The organism is Ignavibacteriota bacterium (assembly GCA_016212665.1).
Classification (GTDB): domain Bacteria; phylum Bacteroidota; class Ignavibacteria; order UBA10030; family SZUA-254; genus FW602-bin19.
Genome location: JACREZ010000001.1, coordinates 1 through 22,745, shown reverse-complemented (window position 1 = coordinate 22,745; position 22,745 = coordinate 1). Strand labels below are relative to the sequence as shown.

Here is a 22,745-nt window from a genome sequence, read left to right as displayed (position 1 = left end):
TAGAGGAGTACTATATTTTTTCAGGTGGTTGAAATACATACCGCACGCAAATTACAAATACGCATGTCAGCAAACAAATGTGTCATGAACGGTTCTTCACCTGAACGTCAACAAAAAAGGCGACCCGTTGCTGAGTCGCCTTTTTTTAATTCTGAAGATTACCGCATCAAGACCATCTTCTTTATGCTTGAAAATGTTGTTGCTTCAATTCCTTCGTCTGCATCACCAAAAGTCTCTCCCACAAGTCGGTAGAAGTAAATACCGGACGGTAATTGACTTGCATCGAAAGAAATTTCGTGCGTGCCGGCATCATACTCTTCTTGAATAATCGGCGACGCAATTTCCTGCCCAAGAATATTGAAGACACTCAAACTTATACTTGCATATTCCGGAACCGAGAACTCAATGGTCGTTGTCGGGTTGAACGGGTTCGGATAATTTTGTTCAAGTGAGAATGACTCAGGTTGTTCGTTGAACGGTTGAGGAATCATCGTTACCGGAGTTATCGCCGGGTCTCTCATTAAATACGGAACTTCGGCAATGGATTTCACTCCGGTCAACACTAATTTACCTGTATGGAATGAAACTGTATCGAACGGACCGACAAAAGCGCCGTTAAGTAATTTCAATACCGAATCAAGTTCAGCCGCACTTCCAACCATTGAACTGTCACAATACGTTATGAAATAATCTGCAAGCGAATCTATTTCCTTAACCATCAACCCATGATACCGCGACTCGGGGTCATAATATTTCAATTCACCGAACCCTGCCGGCGTTTTCTCTAACATGCTTCCGTATATATTTATCTTCAAAGCGATAAGTTGTGCAAACAAACTGTTCCGTTGTTTATCGGGAATAAGTTTACTAATAGGTCCGAGCATCTCCCTGCCATTATCATAATAATCAAAACAGCGTGGAGTTTGGTCGTGCGTTTTTCCGCTTCTTCCGGGCATGAGTGAGCCTATCAAATCTCCCTCCGTCTTGAATGTAACGTAGGCGACCTTGAGCGTCTTCCAATTCAATTCACGTGTCCCGATATACATCGGATTGTTCCTGTTGAAAGGAGCCTGCAGGAAAATTTCTTTTCTCAAATTTGCCGTGTTGGGCATTTCATTTCCTGTGGAAATTGTAGTGGGTAACGTTGAGTAATGCACATCGCGCATTGTATCTCGCGTTTCATTGTAGATGACCCACCACCATTTTTTTATTTCCTGAGTCTTTGCTTTTGATTGACCACAGAGAGACATATTCTCTCCGAAGGGAACCAAGCCGTTCGAAAATTCCCAAACTTTTCCTGAACGGTCAACTCGAGTTGCAGTTTGGAAAGGAGAATACGAATCCAATGCAACGACTGCCTGCTTGAACTCGACATGAAGTTGCACAGCCGCATCTCCGGTTTGTGCGCTGTTTGCTAAGTCAAAACACCACGAAGTCGTCGCGGCTTTTCGTTTCACTTCTTTTTTGACAAGCAAACTTTCGGGAATAAACGAACGGAATTTGTAATCATCTCCGACAAATCCAGCGACACCGAGCGTTGTCGGTGAACCATCCCCATCGTGGACAAATTCGATTTGACCATCGAAACGACCTTCGTTTTCTCTCCCGACACTTGAATAGAATGATATATAATACCACAAACTTTCCTTCGCAGGGATAATAACAGTGTCATACGGAAAAACAGAAAGTTCCTGATTACGAGTTCGTGCTGAAGCAATAGTGAGCGGGTCGTCTCCCAAATTTCGGACATAAAAACTATCCGTATAAAGTTGACCGATTCCGATTTTTCCAAGATCTATGACAGCTTTCGACAGCGAAAAGATTGCATCGTAACCAGTAGCTTTCCGCTCGAACGTACTTCGACCAAAAGTCCCTGCAATTAAATAATCGCCGCTTCCGGAAAAAGCGTACTCCATATCAATCAACCAAAGAGCCTCCGGCATTCCCGAACTCCAACGATACCAGTTCGTTCCGCCATTAACCGATTTATATGCGCCGGTCTGCGTTCCGAGATACAAGATGTTCGAGTTGTTTGGATTTTCTACAAGGTCATTGACCGCAACATCAGGCAAGTCTCCTGTAATATTAGTCCAATTGCTTCCCCTGTCTGTTGTTCGATATATTTTTTGATTATCCCCAACTCCGGTAACTAGCGCATACGCCCTCGACGAGTTCGTCATCGAAGGGCTTACCCGTTTGATTTCCTTGTTCGGAAGTCCGGAAGAAATATTACTTTGAGTCCACGTTGGGGTGCCTCCTGACCATTGATACCCCATCAGTCGCTGACTGAGGTTATCGGTACAACCATAGATAAATGTTCCTGTTGAATTGGAAGATGTGTGTTTCGTGTTTCCCGAAAGCGCAGAACTATTCATCCTCACCCAAGCGCTTCCACTGTTGGTGCTGTAGTAAAAATAACTTCCTGCATTTGAATACAACCAACTGGAAAGGCTCGGGTCCTGTTCAACATAGATAGAAGCCCACGGGGTGCTTTCACTGATTCCCGAATTCATTCCGTTCCAATCAGTACCGGAGTTGGTCGTCTTTTTCCTTAACCATGCAGGATTCGGCGCGCTATAGACTCCGTTGGTTGCAAAAATCTGAGTAGCATCACTCCAATCAACATTTGCATCAACTCCATCGCCTCCTTCGCTAAACACCCAGGAAGAAGGCGCGCCGGTTGACGTACCGGCAATTCCGTTATCCTGAGACCCGCCGTACTTCACGCGGTCATCATTCTTGGAAACTCCAACATTATAGAATTGAGTGATTGGAAGAAGTTGATTCAACACTGAACTCCAGTTGTCACCCTCGTCGTCTGTAAAAAATATTCCTCCATCACATCCGACATAGAGAAGATAATCACCCGGTCGGTAATAAATTGTTTTGATGTCTACATGAACCTGACCGTTATCAGTTCCTTTCTCCGTCCAATTTCCGCCGGCATTCGATGAACGCAACAGCCGGATACCGCCAACCCACACAATGCTTGAGTTCGTCGGATGAACAGTAATTGCATTGTGAATCCCGCTTTGACCGGGCATGTAATTCGCAGAAGGAGAAATATTTGTCCATGAAGGAGTTGTTAGAGTAATATCATCAGTCCGATACACTCCCAGTAATTTATTATCACTTTTTCCGAACTGCACGTACGCTCGTACATAGTTACTTGGAGCAATGCAAAGCGATATTCTCCCTACGCTTGATGACGGAAGTCCGGAAGTAAGTTGTGTCCAATTCTGTCCTTGGTTGGTTGAACGATAAACTCCGGTACCATTTCTTGCGGCAAGCATAATTGAGCCGAGGGGACTTGAAGCAACATCCGAACAATCCCATGTCGTAACTCTCGTCCACGAATCACCTGTATTCGTGGAACGGAACAATCCGACATCGGTTGCGGCAAAGATAAGACTGGAATTCCAAGGCGCAACAAGAATTTTTTGTACTCCGGTTGGTGTCGGTGTAAATGGTAACTGAGTCCAATCGGTACCGCCATTTGTTGTACGATACACGCCAGTTCCCGGACGGCGATTGTATTCTCCCGTTCCTAAAAAAATTCTCTCCGGGTCATCGGGATGAACTTTCACGCTTCCTCCCGTCAATGCCGGAAGTTGGTCTGCTAAAGGAAAAATGAAAAAGAGAAATGGTTTACCAAACATCCCTCCGCTCCCGGCGGTAAGGTGTAATCCGCTTGTCGGATGAAAATCAATCGAAGTAACTCTGCCGGAAAAATATGTTGTGGGACTTGAACCTAATACCCGCATTCCATACGGTCCGGTTTGAGACCATTTACTTGAAGAAGCAAATGTTTCTTTCTCAACATCTTTTTCATCTGCCAATTTTTGATTCTGACGGAAGGCGTTGAGTTGTAACTCCGTTGTTATCTCTTCGTGCGGTGCAAACCAATTTTTGAAATAATGATTTTCCGTGTAAGGACTTCCGGAAAATTCGGGGTCATACACACCGCGCTTGATTTCCATCGGTTGATGGCGCGGGAGAAGAGGTTTTTGCCCTTTCCCCGTTAATGCCCACTCGGCAGATGCTTTTTCCTCCGCGCTTAATTGTTGCTCAATCGCTGACTGAGCCTGTGTCAATTTTTGTGCGTCGGCTGTGTTGAATAAAGACACACAAAGAATCGAGAGTAAAAGTATGGTAACATGTTTCATAAGTCACCTTTGAATGAATATGAAGAAATATTGAATTAATGAAGGTACATAATCTATCGGAACATAAATCATTATCAAATTCAAAAGAACAGCGATAGGAAAATTCAGGAAAATATTTGCTGATTTTGATGAAGTGAATATAAACTCTTATTTATCAAATGTCAAGAAAACTTCAAAGATTTTCATTTTTCATGTGATTAGCATCTTTATTTTTAACAAAAAAGGCGACCCTTTTCTGAGTCGCCTTTGTATTTTCTCGACGAAAAATTACTTCATCAAAACCATCTTCTTCACGCTGAAGAAGTTCGGACCGCTTACCACTTCATCATCATCGCTCATACGTTCAGCAACGATGCGATACATGTAAACACCTGAAGGCAAGGATGTTGCATCAAAGTCAACCTCCTGCTCTCCTTCATACATTTCTTCACGGTCAAGAATCGAAGCGACTTCCTGTCCGAGCGAGTTGTAAATCTTCAACGTCACGACTGCATCTTCAGGCAAATCGAACCTGATGGTCGTCGTCGGGTTGAACGGATTCGGGTAGTTTTGATGTAACATAAATGCCGCCGGTTGCTGGTACGTAACAATTGCAGGTTCACGTTTCGTTACACTTCCAGTTCCGGGTGCAGAAGCGCGTAAGAACGTAACTTGCTTCAATGGTTTTGCGCCGGTCAACATAATTTTACTGCAATTCCAAACAAGCGTATCAATCGGTCCGCTGAATGCACCGTTAATATCACTCAGGACATCTGCCAAATCACCGGCGGTCAATTCACCGGGTAAATTGCCCGTGCAGGCTAAGAATTGATTTGATAATGAAAGAATACTATCAATCGTCAATCCATCGAGCGGACCGGGCATCAACTTATGATTGTCATAAATTAATTGTCCATATCCGGTCGGGAATTTTTCACTCTCGCTCGCCATTACATTCAACTGTAATGTTAATACTTGAGCATACAAAGAGTTGTTGTGCTTATCCGGCGGCAAACTCTTTTGTTGCTTTGATATTGGCTTCGGTGTACGTCCATCAAATTTATCCAAGCAACGTGGCGTAGTATCATGAACAACGTATTCATTCTTCACTACCTTGACCAACGATTTTTGAACATCCTGATATTTCAAGTACACAACGGAGTGACTGTCACTCGGCGCTCCGGTGGTGAACGGAAATTGTTGTTGACGATACAACTCTTCACCAACGTTCACAAGGTTCGGCATTGGCAGCAACAGTTGCTGGAATTTTATCGTGTCGCCTGCGAGTTGGTTCTTCGATGGTAACGTTCCTTTTTTCACACTCTTGGTACGACCGCCCGAAAGTGTTAACCATTGGTAATCAACCTTGATTGCTTTTCCATCAACACCAATGCCATCAATCTGAATTGTGTCTCCGGGGTGTGCCGCACCGCTGAAAATTAATAATACATCTTTCGTATTCACCCAGCCGGTATCGAACGGTACAGTCTTTCCCTTTCCGAGATATGCTTGACCATTCGTCTTCATATTGAATTTCATCTTCAATGTATCGGTGTACACGATAAGATTGAACTTGAACTTCACTGCATCAGGTTTGCATTTCACCGCGAGGAGTTTTCCCTTTTCATCTTTTGAAAGTTCATGCGCCCATTCTTCGTAGGTGTGTGAACGATACAATGAATCGGTTTGCGAAGGAGCGTTCAACCAAGTGATTGTAACAGTACTATCCTCAAACGGAACAAGTTCCATTGTTCCGCCTTTCGGGAAACTTACAGTCCAACCATCCGGAACAATTTCTGTGATTGTGTAGAGCGGAACTCTTGCATCTACCTCAAAACAAACCTGACCGTTCTCATTGGTTTCATCCGTATAAACGTTGCCGCCGCCGGAAACTGTAAATGCAACGTTCCCCATCGGAGGTTCGCCCTCATCGTATTCCTGGTTATGGTTGATGTCAAAATATTTATTGATGCAAATATTTCCGTTTGTTCGTTTGTTGAAGAAATAGACAAAATCGGCAGTATCGCCACCAACAATTTCAACAATGTCTGCAATGCCTCCTGTTGGCGTCCAACCATCGCGTAATTGTTCCATTACTTCGTATTCACCCGGTTCTAAGTTTGAAAATTCAAAGTATCCGGTCGAATCCGTTTGCATCGAGTCTATTGAGTATCTCTCATAACTCGTAACATCAGAGATGAATATCCACCAGTTCGGAATTCCTGATTCACCGACATCCCAACTTCCATTGCCATTTTTATCATTCACTTTGTAGCCATGAATTGTTCCGGGAAGAGTTCGTGTCTTGAATGTATCAACGACGATCGAATCACAGAACAAGGAATCGAATTGTGTATCAGGCTTCGATATTCCGGGTTGTGTTGGCGTAACTTCAAAGGAGAAATATCCTTGTGGCAACTTATCGAAATCAGCAATTCCGTTTTGGGAAGCAGTTGAATCCATATCTTGCCAGACGTCTCCTTCCTGACCCGCAACGCGCATACGCGCTTTCACGGAGTATGCAACGCTTGTATCAAGTTTATCATTACGATGAATGACAATTCTCTTATGACCGCGACCTCCTGTTGCGCCACCAACGTAGATTGCCTTATCCGCGCCAGAGAGTTTGTTCAAACGATAGTGACCATCAATAAACGGAATTTCAATCATCCACATTCCTGGAGTTGCCGGAGAAATACTGACTTCCGTTGCACCTGTAATTGCAGTCGGACCCGATGCCGGATGTAATAAACCACCCGGCGTTACAATGCGGATTACTCCATTCGTTGCAGGAGTCGGAACGCCGGTTGTAAAGAAATCAACATCCAATTGATTTTCTGCACCGACATAGACATACCATCGTGCATATTGTTCTTCAAAACTTCTCCACGTCGGACTGTTGATTGCCGCTCCGACTACTCCATCAAGTTCAAAACGATAGTGCGGTTGTGTAGATGGTGTGGGTGGAGGAGTTGTCACTTCAAACCGGAACAATGTTCCTGCCGCAACACCCGGAAGTGTTACACTTACCGCTTTTTCAAATTCGGGCATACTTGCCGCTTCTGCAGCTGTGTAACCGACACCCATTTCATGCACAAGCGTTGTACCATCCCAAATACTGACGTGTGCAGATTCGGGGTCAACATTGTTTACTGCATGAGCGATAAATTCAACCAATAAGTCACCGCCTGCCGCGCGAATCCATAAGTTTTCTGAACCGGAGTTATCGGTGTTCATAAATAACGGTGTGCAAATATGCCTGTCTCTGAATGGAGGAGGATTTTCTGTGAATGGTGGATTCTCTTCCATTCTTACAGTTACTGTAAACGAGCATTGATTTGAATGTCCAGCATCGTCTTGCGCCGAGCAAGTTACCGTTGTAACACCTACAGGAAATGTACTTCCTGAAGGAGGATTTGAAGTAAGTGTCAGGTTCGTATCACATTCATCAAACGCTGAGAATGAATATGTTACAACAGCCCCTGCAGGATTTGTCGTTGCGACTTCAATGTCTGCGGGGCACATTACGGTTGGAGATAATGTATCAACACAACCACCACCACCGCCGCCACCGAGCAACAGTTCCGCGTTCCACGCAAGATTTGCCGGGGACCAAGTTGCTCCACCATCAACACTTAATTCTGTAAAGATATCAAAGAAACTATCTACATTCCAGTCACTTCCGGCACCGGGAGTGGCACGTAATCTTCCTCGTGAAGCAAGTGTCGGGCTTTCCCGTATCAATTCATCCGGAATTGTTCCTCCGTAAATATTTAATGCGAGCATTTCTGTATCGAAGACCTGAGCGCTTCCTTCATCTCTTGAGTGAGTAACATGAACTGTAAGAGAAACTTCAGTAAAGACATCAAAGAAGGAATTACCACCGTCATCTGATTGCTTAAATGAAGCACTACCGGTACCTGTAACGGTTGACGAATTTCCTAAGGCAGGAAGCGTATCACAGGAACTGAAATTTTTCAATATGACATCTTTTATTGTTTTTGTGCCATACGAACTGAACATTCCGGGTTTCGATTGATATTCACCACCGGACGGAGTTACACACAGTGTTCCGAAAGAATTGTTCGGAGTTGTTCTTTCCATCAATTGTAGGTTGTTCGATTTGTCAGCAGGTATCCAGGTTGAGCCTCCATCAAGACTTAGTTCTGTAAAGACATCGAAAAAACTGCTAATCATGAATCCGCTTGATGAAGCCGGTCGAATTGTCGTTTTTCCTGTTGATGCTCTCGTCGGACTTTCTCTCAACATAATTCCCGATGGCAACGTACCACCAGTAAGAGAAAGCGAAAGCATTTCAGTATCAAAGACCTGCGTATCACCATTATCGGAAGTATGGTTGATGTTGACCATTGCGGAAAACTCCGTGAAGACATCAAAGAAGGAACTGCCGCCATCAGTCGAAAGTTGCAAACTGCCCGTTCCGTGAAAATCCCAGTTGATGTTATTTCCTAATGAAGGCGGGCTGGTACTGGTTCTAAAATTACTCACTAACCAGTTCTTTGCTTTCACAGCCGAACCGGGATACATGATTTGCGTATCCGGCTGAGTTGAGTACTGACCTAACGGCGGTAAGTGGTTGGTTGAAAATTGAAATTCCGGCGCTGACGGAGAAGAAGGCATTCCTTGTTGCCATCGAATCGTTGCTGTTGTCGAACCGGAATGACCTGCAAGTGCCCCACCCGACGCTCCAACAAAATCTATTCGATACGTAATATCAAAGAAACTGCTGATTGCCCAACCTCCACCGTCTGAAGTCATATCGAAATGACCGGGACTTGGCAATCCGAATCCGGTTCCGGCAGTAATGCGTAGCAAATCAAAATCCGGGTCACCAATAATCTGACCTTGAAGCAAGTTCATCGTTGCGTCAAAACTTTGCGGCGAAGTTCCGGGAGTTCGCGGACCTACGTGCGTCTCGCTCGTTAGGTTGATGTTTATATTCCGATTGAACCCTGTCAGACCTCCTTTTCCTGCCATAACAAAATTTAACACACCGGAAAAATTTTGTACTTCCCCGCCAAGCGAACCGCCCGGCGTTCGAGTTATACCAGTAAAATTTTGGAATGTAGGCGCACACTCGATAGTTGTCCCCGCAGGTAACCCATCAATGATACGCATGACATCCATTGGCGCAATATAAGGACAATCGGCAGGCAAATTTGCAGAGCCGCTGCCGTTATCGGGAGCGTTACACGATTGCGCCATCAACGGCTGAACCGTCGCTCCGAACAGTAAAAGGCACAGAACAAAAAATACTGCTTTCTCCACACAGAGGTTAGCAAGAACAGTTCCGCACATATAATTTGTAATGTTTTTCATAACATCACCTTACTTGTTTGTTGTAGATTAGTGAATTAAATGATTAAATAACTTCGATTTCTGATTTTGGATAAATTGCAAATGCAGAAAAATTTGCAGGTAAATGTAGAGAATCAAGGAAGGAATAACAATAGAACAAATGTTCTATTTTTTAGACAATTTGATTAGGCACACATTGGACTTTGCCTCCCAAAGAAGCCAAATTCTTGATGAATGAGTAGAGCCCTATGCCTAATCGGACTCAAACTCTTCGTGGTTGTCCCAAATGGCTGACAACCTCCCTGTCTTTCAACCCTCTATATTTGAATCAACACCGGCGGAAAAATAATCTGCCGTACCAATTCATTTACGTTTTGGAGAGCAACGTTTGCTCAAAAAGAGAATCAAAATCTATTTTGATTTCTTTTCAACTGCTTGTTCAGCCGCAGTCCAAGGCGGAACGATGTTATTCATACGTGCATAGGCAATCGCCTGCCCCATGTGTTCGTGCATGTGCAATGCCGCCGTGAAGAACACTCCTCTCACTGTCGTTTCATTACCAAACATAACGGTTGGTTTGTCAAGGTCCGAGTCAGGGGTTTTCACGATTGCATCTTTCACATGTGCGAATGATTGTTTGAGCAACTCAATTACTTTTGCTTTATCCGTAACTGTTTTTTCCATATCGCGAGATAATCCTTCGGGAGATTTAATTCCGATGAATGTCGGAAACAGATAGTTCGCACCACCGAGATGCATAAACACCTCGCTCACCGAGCGAACTCCTTCCATCGGTCGCCAGATATATTTTTCCTGCGGCATCGCTTCCGCAAGCCCGATGACTTTCTCTTCCACTTCTTTCAACTGAACAAGAAATTCTCCGCGGAAACCGGTCGGCATTTCAGGTTTCTCTTGTGCCTGAAGAAATGTGAGAGATACAACGAGAAGAAGTAAACTGTAAAATGTTTTCATAAAATATCCTTTCTGTAAAATTGTACGTCGTTCTTTGTACTTGGTTGATACCACTTGTCATGAGTAATAGTCATTTGTAAAAATCAATCTATCATTCTCAACTACTCATCTACTCAATTACTCAACTACTTTTGACATGTAACAGAAGCAGTCTATAACATGGTCATTCACCAAGCCGCACGCCTGCATGAACGCATAGCAAATTGTTGAGCCGACAAATTTGAAGCCGCGCTTTTTCAAATCTTTGCTCATCGCATCCGACTCAGGAGTTTTCGGAGGAATTTCTTTGAGCGATTTCCATTTATTCTTTCTCGGCTTCCCTCCAACAAATTTCCAGATGTATAAATCAAATGAACCGAATTCTTTCTGAACTTGCAAAAAAGCTTTTGCATTTTCAATCGTTGCCGCAATCTTCAATCGGTTACGGACAATTCCTTCGTTTGCAAGGAGTTGTTGTGCTTTCTTCGCATCATACGTAGCAATTTTCTTCGCATCGAAATTATCAAACGCTTTGCGGTAGTTCTCCCGCTTTCGTAAAATCGTTATCCAACTCAATCCTGCCTGCGCGCCTTCGAGAATTAACATCTCAAAAAGTTTTCTGTCATCATGAACAGGAACTCCCCATTCTTCGTCGTGATATTGTATGTAGAGCGGGTCTGTACCTGACCACGCGCAGCGTTGTTTTTCTGTTTTCATTTTCATAGTTGAAGGCGGTCAAAGATAGGCTTAGCATAAATTATGATAATCCTTGCAAAGGTTCTTCTGTAAAAATTCATCTGCAAATTTCAAGTTGATTGTAATTTACTTGAGAACCTTTGCTATGGTTAAATTCATTGTTTTCGTTTTGCAGTGTATTTTTTCGGTAGCTCTTTTACCGTTTCTACAAGGAGAGGTTTCTTTTTTACTTCTATGTCATCGTACAAATACGTATGGATTATTTTTGCAGAAGTTTCCTCATTTGTTTTTTTGAAACCCATACGCGAAAGTTTGGCAGTAATTTTTTTTATGCTTGGTGTTTCTGTTTTAGCCATTGTTCAAATCTCCATTTGTAAAATTCCATTTGTTCATTCATTTCATCTAAAGCAAAATCAAGCGCTTGATTATTGTTCATGTATTTGTACCAAATCTTTCTCGAAACTTTCCCATCAGGTGTAAGGATATCCTTGTGCGGTATCCCATGACCACTGTCATATCGTACTACTTCATACCATTGGTTCCCAAATTTCGAGAGCAGTTTCACGGTAAATCGAACTACCTTTCGTTTGTCGTTTTCGAAGAATACATACACGATCGAATCATCGGAAATATATTTTTCATAATTGTGTTTCGGCATTCGACATTCTTCATGTGAGATTAATTTGTTCCTACAATGTTACAAATTCAGTTTGTCAAAAGCAACCACACCTGCTGAACTCATCTTACCGACTAAGATGTGAAAGGATAACACCACACACCTCGGTCGGCTCAATTTGCGACGAACGTAAAAGCGTTGATTGCTTTGTAATAATCAATGCTCGCTCGTCGTCGGATTCCGTTAATCGCCCGTGCGAACCTCTCACAAGCGTTGCATCAAGCGAAATAACATCCATCAAATATCGGAAGCCGAGTTTCTTCTTTAATAATTTCATTGCAATCTTTGGAGCGAGAAATTTTATGTTTGGGTCGGTGAATAATTCGGCAGGGTCGTAGCCGGGTTTGCGGTGGATATCAACTGTTCGGGCAAAGTCGGGCGCTTTCCTGTTATTGAGCCAATAATAATATGTGAACCACGAATCTTTGTCAGCGACAACAACAAAATCTCCAGCTCGCTCATGGACGATGTTATGTTTCCGTTTTCCTTCTTCGTCCAACACCAACTCAACACCCTCTTTCGTTTCCAATAAAGTGCGGACTTTGTTCATCACACTTTTATCATTCACATAGACGTGCGCAACCTGATGGTCTGCAACTGAAAACGCTTGGCTCGCTCCCGCATCAAGAAGTTCAAGCCCAAGTTCTTCTCGAATGGCAAGCAAACCATTCTCGCGTAACAGGCGGTTCAAATGAACGGGACGATGAACATTTGTAATTCCATACTCAGAGAGAACGATAACATTCGCTCCTTTTGCTTCATAATACTTGATGCTCTCTTCACACACCCGGTCAATTTCGTTGAGGTCTTTTGCAATTTTTGATTCGTCTGTTCCGTAGCGTTGTACGTTGTAATCAAGATGCGGAAGATATATCAAGAGCAATGTCGGATTGTACATTTCCTCTACAAGTTTTGAGGCATCGGCAATCCACTGAGTGGAGCGAATGGTTGTGCGCGGTCCCCAAAAGTCAAACAATGGAAACGTTCCGAGTTGTTGCTGAAGTTTGTCCCGCAAATCCGAAGGTTGAGAATACACGTCGGGAAGTTTCCGACCGTCGGCGGGATACATTGGTCGCGGAGTGACAGAATAATCCGCGCTCGAATACATGTTGTACCACCAAAACATATTGGCGCACGTGAACTTCGGGTCGAGTTCCTTTGCCATCTCCCAAATCTTATTCGACTGAACAAGTTTGTTCGATTGCCTCCAGAATTTCACTTCACATTCATCTTTGAAGTACCAACCATTCCCGACAACTCCATGCTCTGTTGGAAATTTCCCGGTAAGATACGTTGCCTGTGCCGAACAGGTCACCGCCGGAAGCACCGGCTTGATTGTTGCAACCTTCGCTTCACCTGACCACTTTGAAAGAAACGGAGTATGTTTCCCGATGAGCGATTTCGTCAATCCAACTACATTGATGACAACTGTTTTCTTCATCTCTCATTCCTTCTTCTCGAATTGTTCTTTCACCCATTGCAATTCACGCACAATCGAGTCGCGAAGATTTATCCGCTGTGATTTCGGAAGAACATCCCATGTGTACGTTTCTACTTCGAAATGATTTGTGTGGTGCGTGTTCTTTAACTCGTTCAACACTTGTACGATTTCATTCTGCGTGGAAGTTAATCCGCCATATTCAGTCATGAAGATTGGAACATGGAAATGCGTTCTCAATTCACCAGATTCGACTCTGAGAAGTCGTTCAATTCCTGCCGAAAGGTCGGCGTGACGTTCGAGCGTTCCGCTTCTATCCTGTATTGTTGTCTGATGGAGATACATGGACTCGGCAAACGGTTGCAACAGTTTAAAGATTAATTCTTCACCGGGAACAATTTTTGCACTGAGCGCGGAAGTGATTTGAATTTTACCGATTGAAATTCCCGCTTCGCTGAGTTGCTTGAAAACCTCCGAAGGCGTTTCAAACTCAACCGCCTGATGGCAAATATCGTAGCACATCCGCACATGTCGTCTGATAAGTTCCTCAATAGTTGATTCGGAGTTGTTGAGTTTGTTTTTGAAAAATTCATGGCCAGCGGGCAACAATCGTTCCTGAAAGAAACTGATAAACTCCGCCGTCGTTTCAATCAAACAATCCGGCTCCGGCTCAATATCGAGATGAAGAATTTTTCCTGTCTGAAGATGAATCTCGTGAAGATGTTTAACGACTGAGAGAATATTCTTCGTTGATGCGTTAAAGGTTTGTTGTATGACGCTTTCATTTTCGTTGAACCATCGTTTGTAAGAAATCGGGACAGTGGAAATTCCGCCATCTATCTCTTTCGGAAGAAGACGTGCGAGTATTGTAAACAACCGTTTCGTGTAATAGACACGTTTATGATTCGTCCAGTCAGGAAGGTAGACTTTTTCTTTTACCGTGCCGCCGTGAAAATCGCCGTAGGGAAAACCGTTGATGGTAAAAACATAAAGATTGTTTTCATACAGCCATTCGGAAAATTGATTGAGTAAATCTCCCTGAAGAAGTTGTACGCTTGCAATATTAGAGAGGCGAAGTCCTACGCCAAAAGGCTGTTCCGGCGCGACGGAAGATTTGATGAACGGAAGATAATCCTTCAAACTTTGAAATACTTCGCTCCATGTTTCTCCGGTGTGAGTGTTGGTGCAGTAGGTAAGATGATAATCGTTTTGAATGAGCATAAAATTGATGAAAAACTATATTGTGTCCTTCGCGACTAATGTGCGAAGTTTGAATGCGACCCGTTGGGCGGTGAAAAAAAATCTCTTACTCACTTCGAGCGCGCTTCAAGTAAGCGAACCGCTTCTCTGATTTTCGATAAATTCATTTCATGCACTTCCACGCCCCTTCCGATTTGTTCCAACAACATAATCGTCAATACGCCGCCGAGATGTTCCCGGAACTCGTTCAGTCCGTTCATCATGTTCAACGGATGTTGCTCATCTTCAAGATGGAATGACATTTCGGGAATGTATAATTCAAATTTCAATGTCTTAAGCAACGAGAGAATTTTTTCCAACTCTCTCTCCGGTAACATGCCTGACAAATATGAATACGTCGAGTCGAGCGCGATGCCAAGCGCGACTGCCTCTCCGTGTCGAATCGAATACAACGTGAGTTGCTCAAGTTTGTGCGCCGACCAATGACCGAAATCTAACGGGCGCGAAGTTCCCAACTCGAACGGGTCGCCGCTTCTGATATGATTCAAATGCAACTCGGCACAATGATAAATCACCTGTTCCATCGTTGCCATATCGCGGGAAAGCAATTGAGTTGTGTGTTCTTCTATGTATTTGAAGAACGATGCATCTTTAATCAACGCGACTTTAATTGCTTCGGCAATTCCTGAACGCCAATCTCTGTCATGCAATGAAGTAAGAAACTGACTATCGTTGATGACAGCATACGGCGGAACAAACGTACCGAGAAAATTTTTCTTCCCGAATGCATTGATACCGTTCTTCACTCCAACGCCGGAATCATTTTGCGAAAGAACGGTTGTCGGAATTCTGATGTGTCGGATTCCCCTGTGTGCAATCGCCGCCGCAAACCCAACAAGGTCAAGCATCGCTCCGCCGCCGATTGCTATGACATACGAATGTCTGTCAATGCCAAAATCATTAATCGCCTTAATGATTTGACGGGCTAATCCGTTATCGTTCTTGGAAAACTCACCGCCGGGAATTATAAGCGGTTCACCGCATAATTCAATGCTTCCGTTAAAGGTTGAAAAATAGTTTTTGATTTCCTGATGGAGTGTAGGAAAACATTTCTGCACGCCGTCATCAATCACAACAAACACTTTTCTTTTAGCATATCCGTTCAGATTTGCCGAGAAGATGTTCCTGATGAGAGGATTTTCCTGCTGAAAAATTCCCTGAGTAAAATGTACAGGATACTGAAAGGCGACGGAAAATGACTGTTGAAGTGTTTTCATTCAATCCATCCGTTCGCGTTGATGTTTGAAACCGATGAATCGGTTTCTCTTCCGTCTATGGCAAAAGTGAGCCGTCTAAAAAGGGGAAACAATAGTAGGGCAGACATTCTTGTCTGCCGAAAACCTGTCATATTCACAAACGTGACAGTGACAGGCAAGAATGCCTGTCCTATCAACTTTTGAGACATCCTCCTAAAAAACACTCTCGTTTGAAATCGTTTCAACGATTTCATAAATACTCTCGAATCAGAGATGATTGATTTCCACATTTTCATGGCTCAAATATAGAAGAATTTTTCCAGATTCCGAACGATGGAAATCAGCACACAATCAGGTTACAGCAAATCTTTTGGAAAGAAAAATTGAAACGGGAAGTAATAAAACTATCATCAGCGCATAACCCCATCCTCCGAAACTTACGGCGATGGAAGCATCTAACAATATCAACCCAATCACTCCGGCTCGCACGGCGTTTCTTATTTGATTCGCTGATGGCTCTTTAATTGCTTTCACAAGCGGAATGTTTGTAAACAGGAAAAAGAAAAACAAAAATGGGAGTGTTCCCAGAATAGTATGTAATGAAATCACTGAAAAAATAAGTACAGAAATTGTGATAAGGATATTTATCACAAACCCGAAAACAAGAGTTGACCTACCACCTCCTTGAACTTCGCTACGACTGAACATCGTGACGGAAGAAATATATAAAAGCGGAATCAATGCAACATACCAATGCGTACTCAATGCGGATGGAACAGCGCTCATTCCCAATAACAAATTCATCGCACGACACAGCCCCATGTTGATTGGTCCGAAAAACAAGTGCTTCCCAATGGCATCATAGAAAAGAGACAAACCAATGATGATGAATGAAATAACTACACTCGTCGTCGAAATCTGACTTGCTGAAATTATCGCTCCAAGGAAAAGTATCACTCCAAAAATTATTGCAGATATTTTTGAAACCTTCCCGCTCGGAATTAGCCGTTCGGGTCTCTCGCGTGCATCAAGTTCTGCATCGAAGACATCATTGAAAACAATTCCCCCTCCATACAATCCAATTGTAGAAAGAATCAGAAAGATGAAAGATTGATATTCTGCAATCGAAAAATCAAGCGAAGTAGAGGAATAAGAAACTAATCCGGATACCGCATACCCAAGCATGATGTCCGCGATTGCGGTGAGAATATTCGCCGGGCGCGCGAGGCGGAGGAACGAAATGAGTTTCACATTATTTTATTTCACTCTTGATGTCGCCTCGACTTGCGTTGGCTGACCGCCGCGCAGAACCGTATTGCCACCAAACTTTTCAAGCCGATTTATTTCCTGAGGATTGAGCCAGTCCTCTTCGCGCATCTGTCCGCTCTGACTAAACGCGGCAAGCGCGTTGTTGTAACAAACATCAATCACATGTTCGCGGGGAATTCCACGTTCGAGCATCATCGCTGCTGTTTTCGGCATGGCAAGCGGGTCGCTGATTCCCCAATCTGCGGCGCTGTTAATCATGATGTGGCGACTTCCGTACTGATGGACAATCTCAACCATTCGCTCTGGTCCCATCTTCGTGAATGGATACAACGTGAACGCCGCCCAGAATCCGCGGTCAAGAACTTCCTTCACCGTCTCTTCATTGTTGTGGTCAACGATAACGAGCGATGGGTCAACTTTATGTTCGTTGCATACGTCCATGCTTCGGGATGTGCCTGCTTTTTTATCACGGTGCGGCGTGTGAATTTGAATCGGAAGATTCACTTCTTTCGCGAGTTCAATCTGTGCGCGGAAATATTTATCCTCAGCCGCCGTTTGGTCATCGTAACCAATCTCGCCCACACCGACAACGCCATCTTTGCAAACAAAGAGGGGAAGAATTTCCATGACTTCCTCCGAAAGCGCTTCATTGTTCGCCTCTTTCGAGTTGAGTCCAATCGTACAATAATGTTTGATGCCGAACTGACTTGCTCGGAACCGTTCCCATCCAATCAGACTGCTGAAATAATCGCGGAAGGAACCGACCGACGTACGAAGTTGTCCCTGCCAGAACGCCGGCTCGATGACTGCAACAATTCCTGCTTTATGCATTGCTTCGTAATCGTCCGTCGTTCGTGAACTCATGTGAACATGCGGGTCAATAAATTTCAAAGGTTGAGTGTTCATAATTTTATCTTACGCTTTCAAAGTAATATCCGGGTTTGTAAATCCGAAAATCTAAAATCAAAATCCTAAACAAGCACGAAATAAGAATTATCCAACAAATGGTATTGATAAAGGGTAGTTCTAAAAACTCTATTTTCTTTGCGCCACTTTGCGTATTCTTTGTGTGCTTAGCGGTTAAACATTTGTAATTGAAGTTTTAGAACTACCCTAAATTAGAATTTAAAATTTGTTTAGATATTAGGTTTTCGTGTTTAGGATTTTTCTTGTACAAGATTCATACTCATCAAATTATTTAGAGTACCATTCATCGGCAAGTGTCTGCCAACTCCTTGTGTCTTCAATTCGAGTGGAAGAAATTCCCGCTTCCCTCAGTACCAATGCGGCGGCTTTCTGTTGAAGGTGATTGCTATCGTTCTCCACTTTCTTCAAATCGTTTTGAAGTGATTCATTGGTTTGCAGAAACGGCGCAACGAGTCGCCATGCTTCGGGAGTTACGGTCCTGCCTGCCGCCCATCGCTCGTGTGCAAAATCAGAAACCATTCGGGCAAGTTCAGGATTTCTCCGTTCGTCAAGCCCGATGATTTTGTACAACGGGCGACCGACAAAAATCGCTTTCAACACCATTTGATTCCATGCTTGCTCACTTAAATATTCTGAAGGATACGGATTGTTCAGAACTACTGCATCGAACACGCTTGTCATGTTGGTGCGAACACCTTCCGATGCACGTGCAGCAAATTCAGTCGGGTTCGGAAGAAGGGGCAGACTTGAATACAGCGCGACAAGTTCTCCGACATCTGCCGAAAGGAACAACGTGTCGAGTGTTTTTTTGAACGCTCCAAAATCTCCATTGAAGAATGAAAGAAGAATCAGAACACGAGTTGCTTGCTCGGCAGACCATAATTCCGGTCGCCAATTCTTCCTGATGTTCTTCGCTTCCGTAAGTTCCGCTTCACTGAGCGTGAGTTGAGACTTTCCCGTATGTCTCGGCGCCATGCTAAATGCAAGATACTTGCGTCGTTCTGTTTGGGTTTCGTCCGTTACAGATTGAAGCCACGTATTTGCATCGGTGGTTACATTTTTTGAAATCAACCGGAAAAGAAATTCTTTGGTTGCAGAAAGGTTGGCTTGGAAGTGTACGGTGTTCATTGCGGGAAGAAAATACGATTTTTGCAGATGGAAATCAATAAAAACATACTGTTCTTAGCCAACGAACACGGCAAAACATTATGACTTCGATACGGTTCTTCTCGCAATCGGTTTTCTCTTTTGGACAAAGGAAGTAAATCAAAAACAATCGGGTGTTCAAAAAGAAAAAAACGCTATCGCTTATACATTGTTGTACCTGATAAGTATATCTTTCCATCTTGACTTACTTTCACCCAATAACCCTTTGCAGGTTCAAGCACAGTTGGAGAAACATAACCGAAATGATATCCAAAGAACTGAGAAGAAATAATTCCATCGGGAATTGATATAACCGAATCTATGGAAACAGGTTCAGAAATGGTTCCGATAAGATTCCATCCTGCTTTCACGTCTATGGTATCAGCGTCTATCTGAAATCCACTCACTGAAATATTTTGCGTCGTATCGAATTTCAGCCAGTAACCTTTCCCACGTTCAATTCTTTGACTTGTACCATATCCATTTGAATGGTCAAAGAAAAATGGTTGAGACAGAGCCTGAGGGAAAATATGATGCACTGAATCATTTCCCGCTAAAACCGGAAGCGAGAGTAAATTCCATCCTTCGAAAACAGAGATAGAAACATCAATTGGCGCATACGAGACACCTGTTCCATTCACAAAAATACTTTCCGGCTGGCTTGATGCTGTGTGTGTAAGCAAAATGTAACCGGAGAAATCCCCCGTGTTTGTAGGTGTGAACGTGACATTGAATGATTTCGAAGAACGAGCAGGGATTGTTGTCGTTTCGGGAAAAACAGTAAACACCGGATTCGTAGAAACAATGGATTGCACCGTTATACTTGTACCAAGTTGATTGTAAAAACAAAAAGAGCCAATACGACTTGAATCTACTTGAGCATAACCAAAATTTAATGAAGTTGGCGAAACGTAATGTGAGGCGTAAACAATATCGCTTGGTGTAATCGGTGTAATGTAACATTTTGAATATGCTGGATAAGGTGACGAGAAGACTGAGTACACCAAGCCACGCAACGTATCAATAGAAGAATAGAGTTCAGGGAGAGGGATTTCTTGGTCTATTGTCAAACGAGTAATGGTAACTTCATTTCCTATATCATCTACAACAGTAAATGCTGTTCCACCGCCAACGTTAATATAACCGATAACCACAACATCTGTTATATAAGTATATATGCCTTCTCTCGGTTCGGCAGTTTGATATTTCTTAACATCTGTTAGATTTGATTTGATCGGTATAGGAACATTTTTTGTCCCTAATATTTTTATAGAATTCCCCGGCAAGGGGGTCAAGTGTGTATTTGTTACAAGAGGTTCTCCAGAAAACTCATTTACCACACAAAGCATTTCAAAAACTTTTCCCCTTTTAATTTCCATAATTCCATCCGATATAAGCTGATTGGTGTCAGAACTATTTGCGATTACTAACACACCCTTCCAAAGACCATACGCTCCTGTATCAGATACGAGCAAACTAAATCCTCCACCAAATTTTAAAGTTCTTGGTGGCGCTATACACAATGCTGTGATCGTCACTGTATCTCCTACGTACTGAGAATATTGAGAAGAAGGGGGACATACTCCTTCATCAAGACACACAAGCAAACTATCGGGAACAAATTGTATGTCATGAATCGAAACTCTTGGGTACGGATTTCCTGAAGTAAAATTACGAACAGAAGTCCACGCACTCCAGCCAACCGAATTCTTTGCACGCACTCGCCAGTAATATGTTGTATTGATTGAAAGCGAACTGACTTGTTTGAATGTTGAATTGACAAGCGAATCATTGACTATTGTCGTCGCGAAAGCAGAATCTTTTGATACTGCAATATGGTATGCAGTCGCGCCTGATGAAGACTGCCATTGACAGGTAACATCTCTCAATATGTTTGTTGTATCGTTTGGCGGGAACAAAAGAACAGGAGTGTCGGGCGGCTGAGGTTGAGCCATCGTTGTGAAATTCCAAGTCGCTGACCAATCTCCCCAACCACCTGCGTTCTTTGCTCGCGCACGCCAATAATATTTTGTACTATAAGAAAGTGAACTTACACTCTTGCCTGTCGAACTGACGTTCGAGTCATTGACGATTGTTGCTGTAAATGTTGAATCAATCGAAAGAGCAACATGATACAGAGTCGCCCCGGAAGAAGCGCTCCACTGCAAACTTACAGTAGTTGTTTGATTTGTCGCCCCGTTCGATGGCGAAGATAGATTCGGTGCTGCAGGAGGTGAAACACCAGAGAACGTGTAATCAAATTCATACAACTCAGTTGGTTCGATGTTTCCGTTTCCATTTCCTGCCGGAACTTGCGCTGTTAAACTTCCGCCATCCGGTGTTTGATATTTTCCTACTGCGATGTAGAGTTTTGCGGGAATCTTACCGAATTCCTGCAAAATATTTATTGTCCCTTCGAGGTATGTTCCTGCCGAGTTTGTTACGGTTGTTGAGGTGCCTTTATCAAACCAGCCGTTCCAATTGTTGGAACTTTCGTTGCCGAGAAAAACATCCCACGCGGCAACACTTCCTGCTTTCGCCCATTGAGCAGTCGTCACTGCTCGCTGAGAATCAGACACAAAAATAAACATATCGCCCCCTTGCTGTTGAGCGGATTGTGTTGCAACATATAACTCTGTATTATTCCAACCGAGATATAAATTGAGTCCTCCGTTAGAAGCAACCGATTGAGCAGACACATCAAGTTGTCCATCCATCGTGAAGGTTTGTGTCGGTTGAGATGTGTCGGGCAACTCAATGTGATAATCCTGTCCACTGTTGTTGTCCCATGTATTGTCATTGTAATGAATGACAAACGCAATCTTGCTTACCGCTTGAGCAACATTGTTGAACGGTCCTAACTTGATTGTGAGTTTGCTTGCTGTGTCAGGTCCGGTCATTGGCGATTCGACAGCCGGTCCTGTTCCATTAAAGAGCGTTGAACCGGCAGGACGATACACACTGTTCGGTGTCTGCCAACTGCTTCCGACATTGTTCACTCCCCAATGTAATTTCGCTCCCTGTGTTGCACCTGAAACTGTAATAGTAATCGTATCATTATTCGTTGGATTCACCGGCGACCAACTCACTCCGCTTTCTCCTCCGCCTCCACCTGAGTTTTGTCCAATCCATACATGCGAAATAACCGACTTGCTCACGTTATCAAAACTATCAACCGCTTCGACGTAATAATCAAGCAAAACATTGTTGAGCCCGGTAATCTGTGCTGAAAATTCTTTTGCTTTGTACAACGGCGATGGATTCGTTGTTGACGATTTCGTTACGCCGCTCATGTTCAATTCAACCCAAGCATTTACTTCGCTTCCACCGGAGTATGTTTCGTTCTGCGATGATGAAGTTGAATTTACTCCATCAACATCCGTTCGATATTTCAACTTCACCGATTTCAATCCATGAACATCAAACACATACGTCCAGACAGTCATATCACTTGGCTGATTGATTCCCCATTCTGTCGCGCCGGGATTGTATGGCTCACGTTGCGGTTGAAAAATTGTCGGTCCGGTCAAATCGCTTCCAGAGTTGACAACTGATTGCGCGTACTGTACCGCCTGATTTACAGCACGAGTCGGATGTGAATCCCAGATTCCGTTTTGCGAACCATCCCAATACCAATAGTCGCTCGCTTCTCCATTGAGCATGTACTTCCACGCATTCGTTGTGTTTGAACTCCCTGAGTTAATTTGTTCGGCTGTCATTAC

The 22,745-nt window shown here is 43.5% G+C and carries 14 protein-coding genes; all 14 read right to left on the bottom strand.

Features of this window, described 5'->3' with window-relative positions; genetic code table 11:
* Positions 1 to 158: 158 nt before the first annotated feature.
* Complete coding sequence (locus HY960_00070; protein ID MBI5214127.1) at positions 159 to 4,166, bottom strand: T9SS type A sorting domain-containing protein; 4,008 nt, start codon at positions 4,164 to 4,166, stop codon at positions 159 to 161.
* Positions 4,167 to 4,433: 267 nt separating this feature from the next.
* Positions 4,434 to 9,485, bottom strand: coding sequence for an HYR domain-containing protein (locus HY960_00065; protein MBI5214126.1), 5,052 nt, complete (start codon positions 9,483 to 9,485; stop codon positions 4,434 to 4,436).
* 390 nt (positions 9,486 to 9,875) lie between these two features.
* Entirely contained in the window at positions 9,876 to 10,436 is a 561-nt protein-coding gene (locus HY960_00060) for a DinB family protein (GenBank protein ID MBI5214125.1), read from the bottom strand.
* A gap of 117 nt (positions 10,437 to 10,553) precedes the next feature.
* Entirely contained in the window at positions 10,554 to 11,132 is a 579-nt protein-coding gene (locus HY960_00055; GenBank protein MBI5214124.1) for a DNA-3-methyladenine glycosylase I, read from the bottom strand.
* 134 nt (positions 11,133 to 11,266) lie between these two features.
* Complete coding sequence (locus tag HY960_00050) at positions 11,267 to 11,467, bottom strand: hypothetical protein (GenBank protein MBI5214123.1); 201 nt, start codon at positions 11,465 to 11,467, stop codon at positions 11,267 to 11,269.
* On the bottom strand, positions 11,440 to 11,769 hold the full coding sequence (locus HY960_00045; protein ID MBI5214122.1) for a hypothetical protein: 330 nt from the start codon (positions 11,767 to 11,769) through the stop codon (positions 11,440 to 11,442). Before HY960_00045 ends, HY960_00050 begins: the two co-directional genes overlap by 28 nt.
* A gap of 85 nt (positions 11,770 to 11,854) precedes the next feature.
* The gene (locus HY960_00040) at positions 11,855 to 13,228 is read right to left on the bottom strand and encodes an alkaline phosphatase family protein (protein ID MBI5214121.1); all 1,374 of its coding nucleotides are present in this window, start codon (positions 13,226 to 13,228) and stop codon (positions 11,855 to 11,857) included.
* Positions 13,229 to 13,231: 3 nt separating this feature from the next.
* On the bottom strand, positions 13,232 to 14,446 hold the full coding sequence (eboE, locus tag HY960_00035) for a metabolite traffic protein EboE (protein MBI5214120.1): 1,215 nt from the start codon (positions 14,444 to 14,446) through the stop codon (positions 13,232 to 13,234).
* Positions 14,447 to 14,535: 89 nt separating this feature from the next.
* Positions 14,536 to 15,702 (bottom strand): 3-dehydroquinate synthase, encoded by a 1,167-nt coding sequence (locus HY960_00030; protein MBI5214119.1) that lies wholly within the window; start codon positions 15,700 to 15,702, stop codon positions 14,536 to 14,538.
* Complete coding sequence (locus HY960_00025) at positions 15,699 to 15,935, bottom strand: hypothetical protein (protein MBI5214118.1); 237 nt, start codon at positions 15,933 to 15,935, stop codon at positions 15,699 to 15,701. The genes HY960_00030 and HY960_00025 overlap by 4 nt, the downstream gene beginning before the upstream one ends.
* A gap of 97 nt (positions 15,936 to 16,032) precedes the next feature.
* Positions 16,033 to 16,932 (bottom strand): UbiA-like protein EboC, encoded by a 900-nt coding sequence (gene eboC, locus HY960_00020; GenBank protein ID MBI5214117.1) that lies wholly within the window; start codon positions 16,930 to 16,932, stop codon positions 16,033 to 16,035.
* Between the two features lie 6 nt (positions 16,933 to 16,938).
* On the bottom strand, positions 16,939 to 17,856 hold the full coding sequence (locus tag HY960_00015; protein MBI5214116.1) for a TatD family hydrolase: 918 nt from the start codon (positions 17,854 to 17,856) through the stop codon (positions 16,939 to 16,941).
* A gap of 288 nt (positions 17,857 to 18,144) precedes the next feature.
* Positions 18,145 to 19,005, bottom strand: a complete 861-nt coding sequence (locus HY960_00010) for an EboA domain-containing protein (protein ID MBI5214115.1) — start codon at positions 19,003 to 19,005, stop codon at positions 18,145 to 18,147.
* A gap of 173 nt (positions 19,006 to 19,178) precedes the next feature.
* Positions 19,179 to 22,745: hypothetical protein (locus HY960_00005; GenBank protein ID MBI5214114.1), on the bottom strand; the 3,567-nt coding region annotated here is incomplete at its 5' end.

Bases quoted from the DNA above. Each gene is read 5' to 3' on its own strand.
- eboE (MBI5214120.1), bottom strand. From the start codon at position 14,446: ATGCTCATTCAAAACGATTATCATCTTACCTACTGCACCAACACTCAC.
- HY960_00060 (MBI5214125.1), bottom strand. From the start codon at position 10,436: ATGAAAACATTTTACAGTTTACTTCTTCTCGTTGTATCTCTCACATTT.
- HY960_00025 (MBI5214118.1), bottom strand. From the start codon at position 15,935: ATGAAATCGTTGAAACGATTTCAAACGAGAGTGTTTTTTAGGAGGATG.
- HY960_00055 (MBI5214124.1), bottom strand. From the start codon at position 11,132: ATGAAAACAGAAAAACAACGCTGCGCGTGGTCAGGTACAGACCCGCTC.
- HY960_00030 (MBI5214119.1), bottom strand. From the start codon at position 15,702: ATGAAAACACTTCAACAGTCATTTTCCGTCGCCTTTCAGTATCCTGTA.
- HY960_00015 (MBI5214116.1), bottom strand. From the start codon at position 17,856: ATGAACACTCAACCTTTGAAATTTATTGACCCGCATGTTCACATGAGT.
- HY960_00065 (MBI5214126.1), bottom strand. From the start codon at position 9,485: ATGAAAAACATTACAAATTATATGTGCGGAACTGTTCTTGCTAACCTC.
- HY960_00010 (MBI5214115.1), bottom strand. From the start codon at position 19,005: ATGAACACCGTACACTTCCAAGCCAACCTTTCTGCAACCAAAGAATTT.
- HY960_00045 (MBI5214122.1), bottom strand. From the start codon at position 11,769: ATGCCGAAACACAATTATGAAAAATATATTTCCGATGATTCGATCGTG.
- HY960_00050 (MBI5214123.1), bottom strand. From the start codon at position 11,467: ATGGCTAAAACAGAAACACCAAGCATAAAAAAAATTACTGCCAAACTT.
- HY960_00070 (MBI5214127.1), bottom strand. From the start codon at position 4,166: ATGAAACATGTTACCATACTTTTACTCTCGATTCTTTGTGTGTCTTTA.
- HY960_00040 (MBI5214121.1), bottom strand. From the start codon at position 13,228: ATGAAGAAAACAGTTGTCATCAATGTAGTTGGATTGACGAAATCGCTC.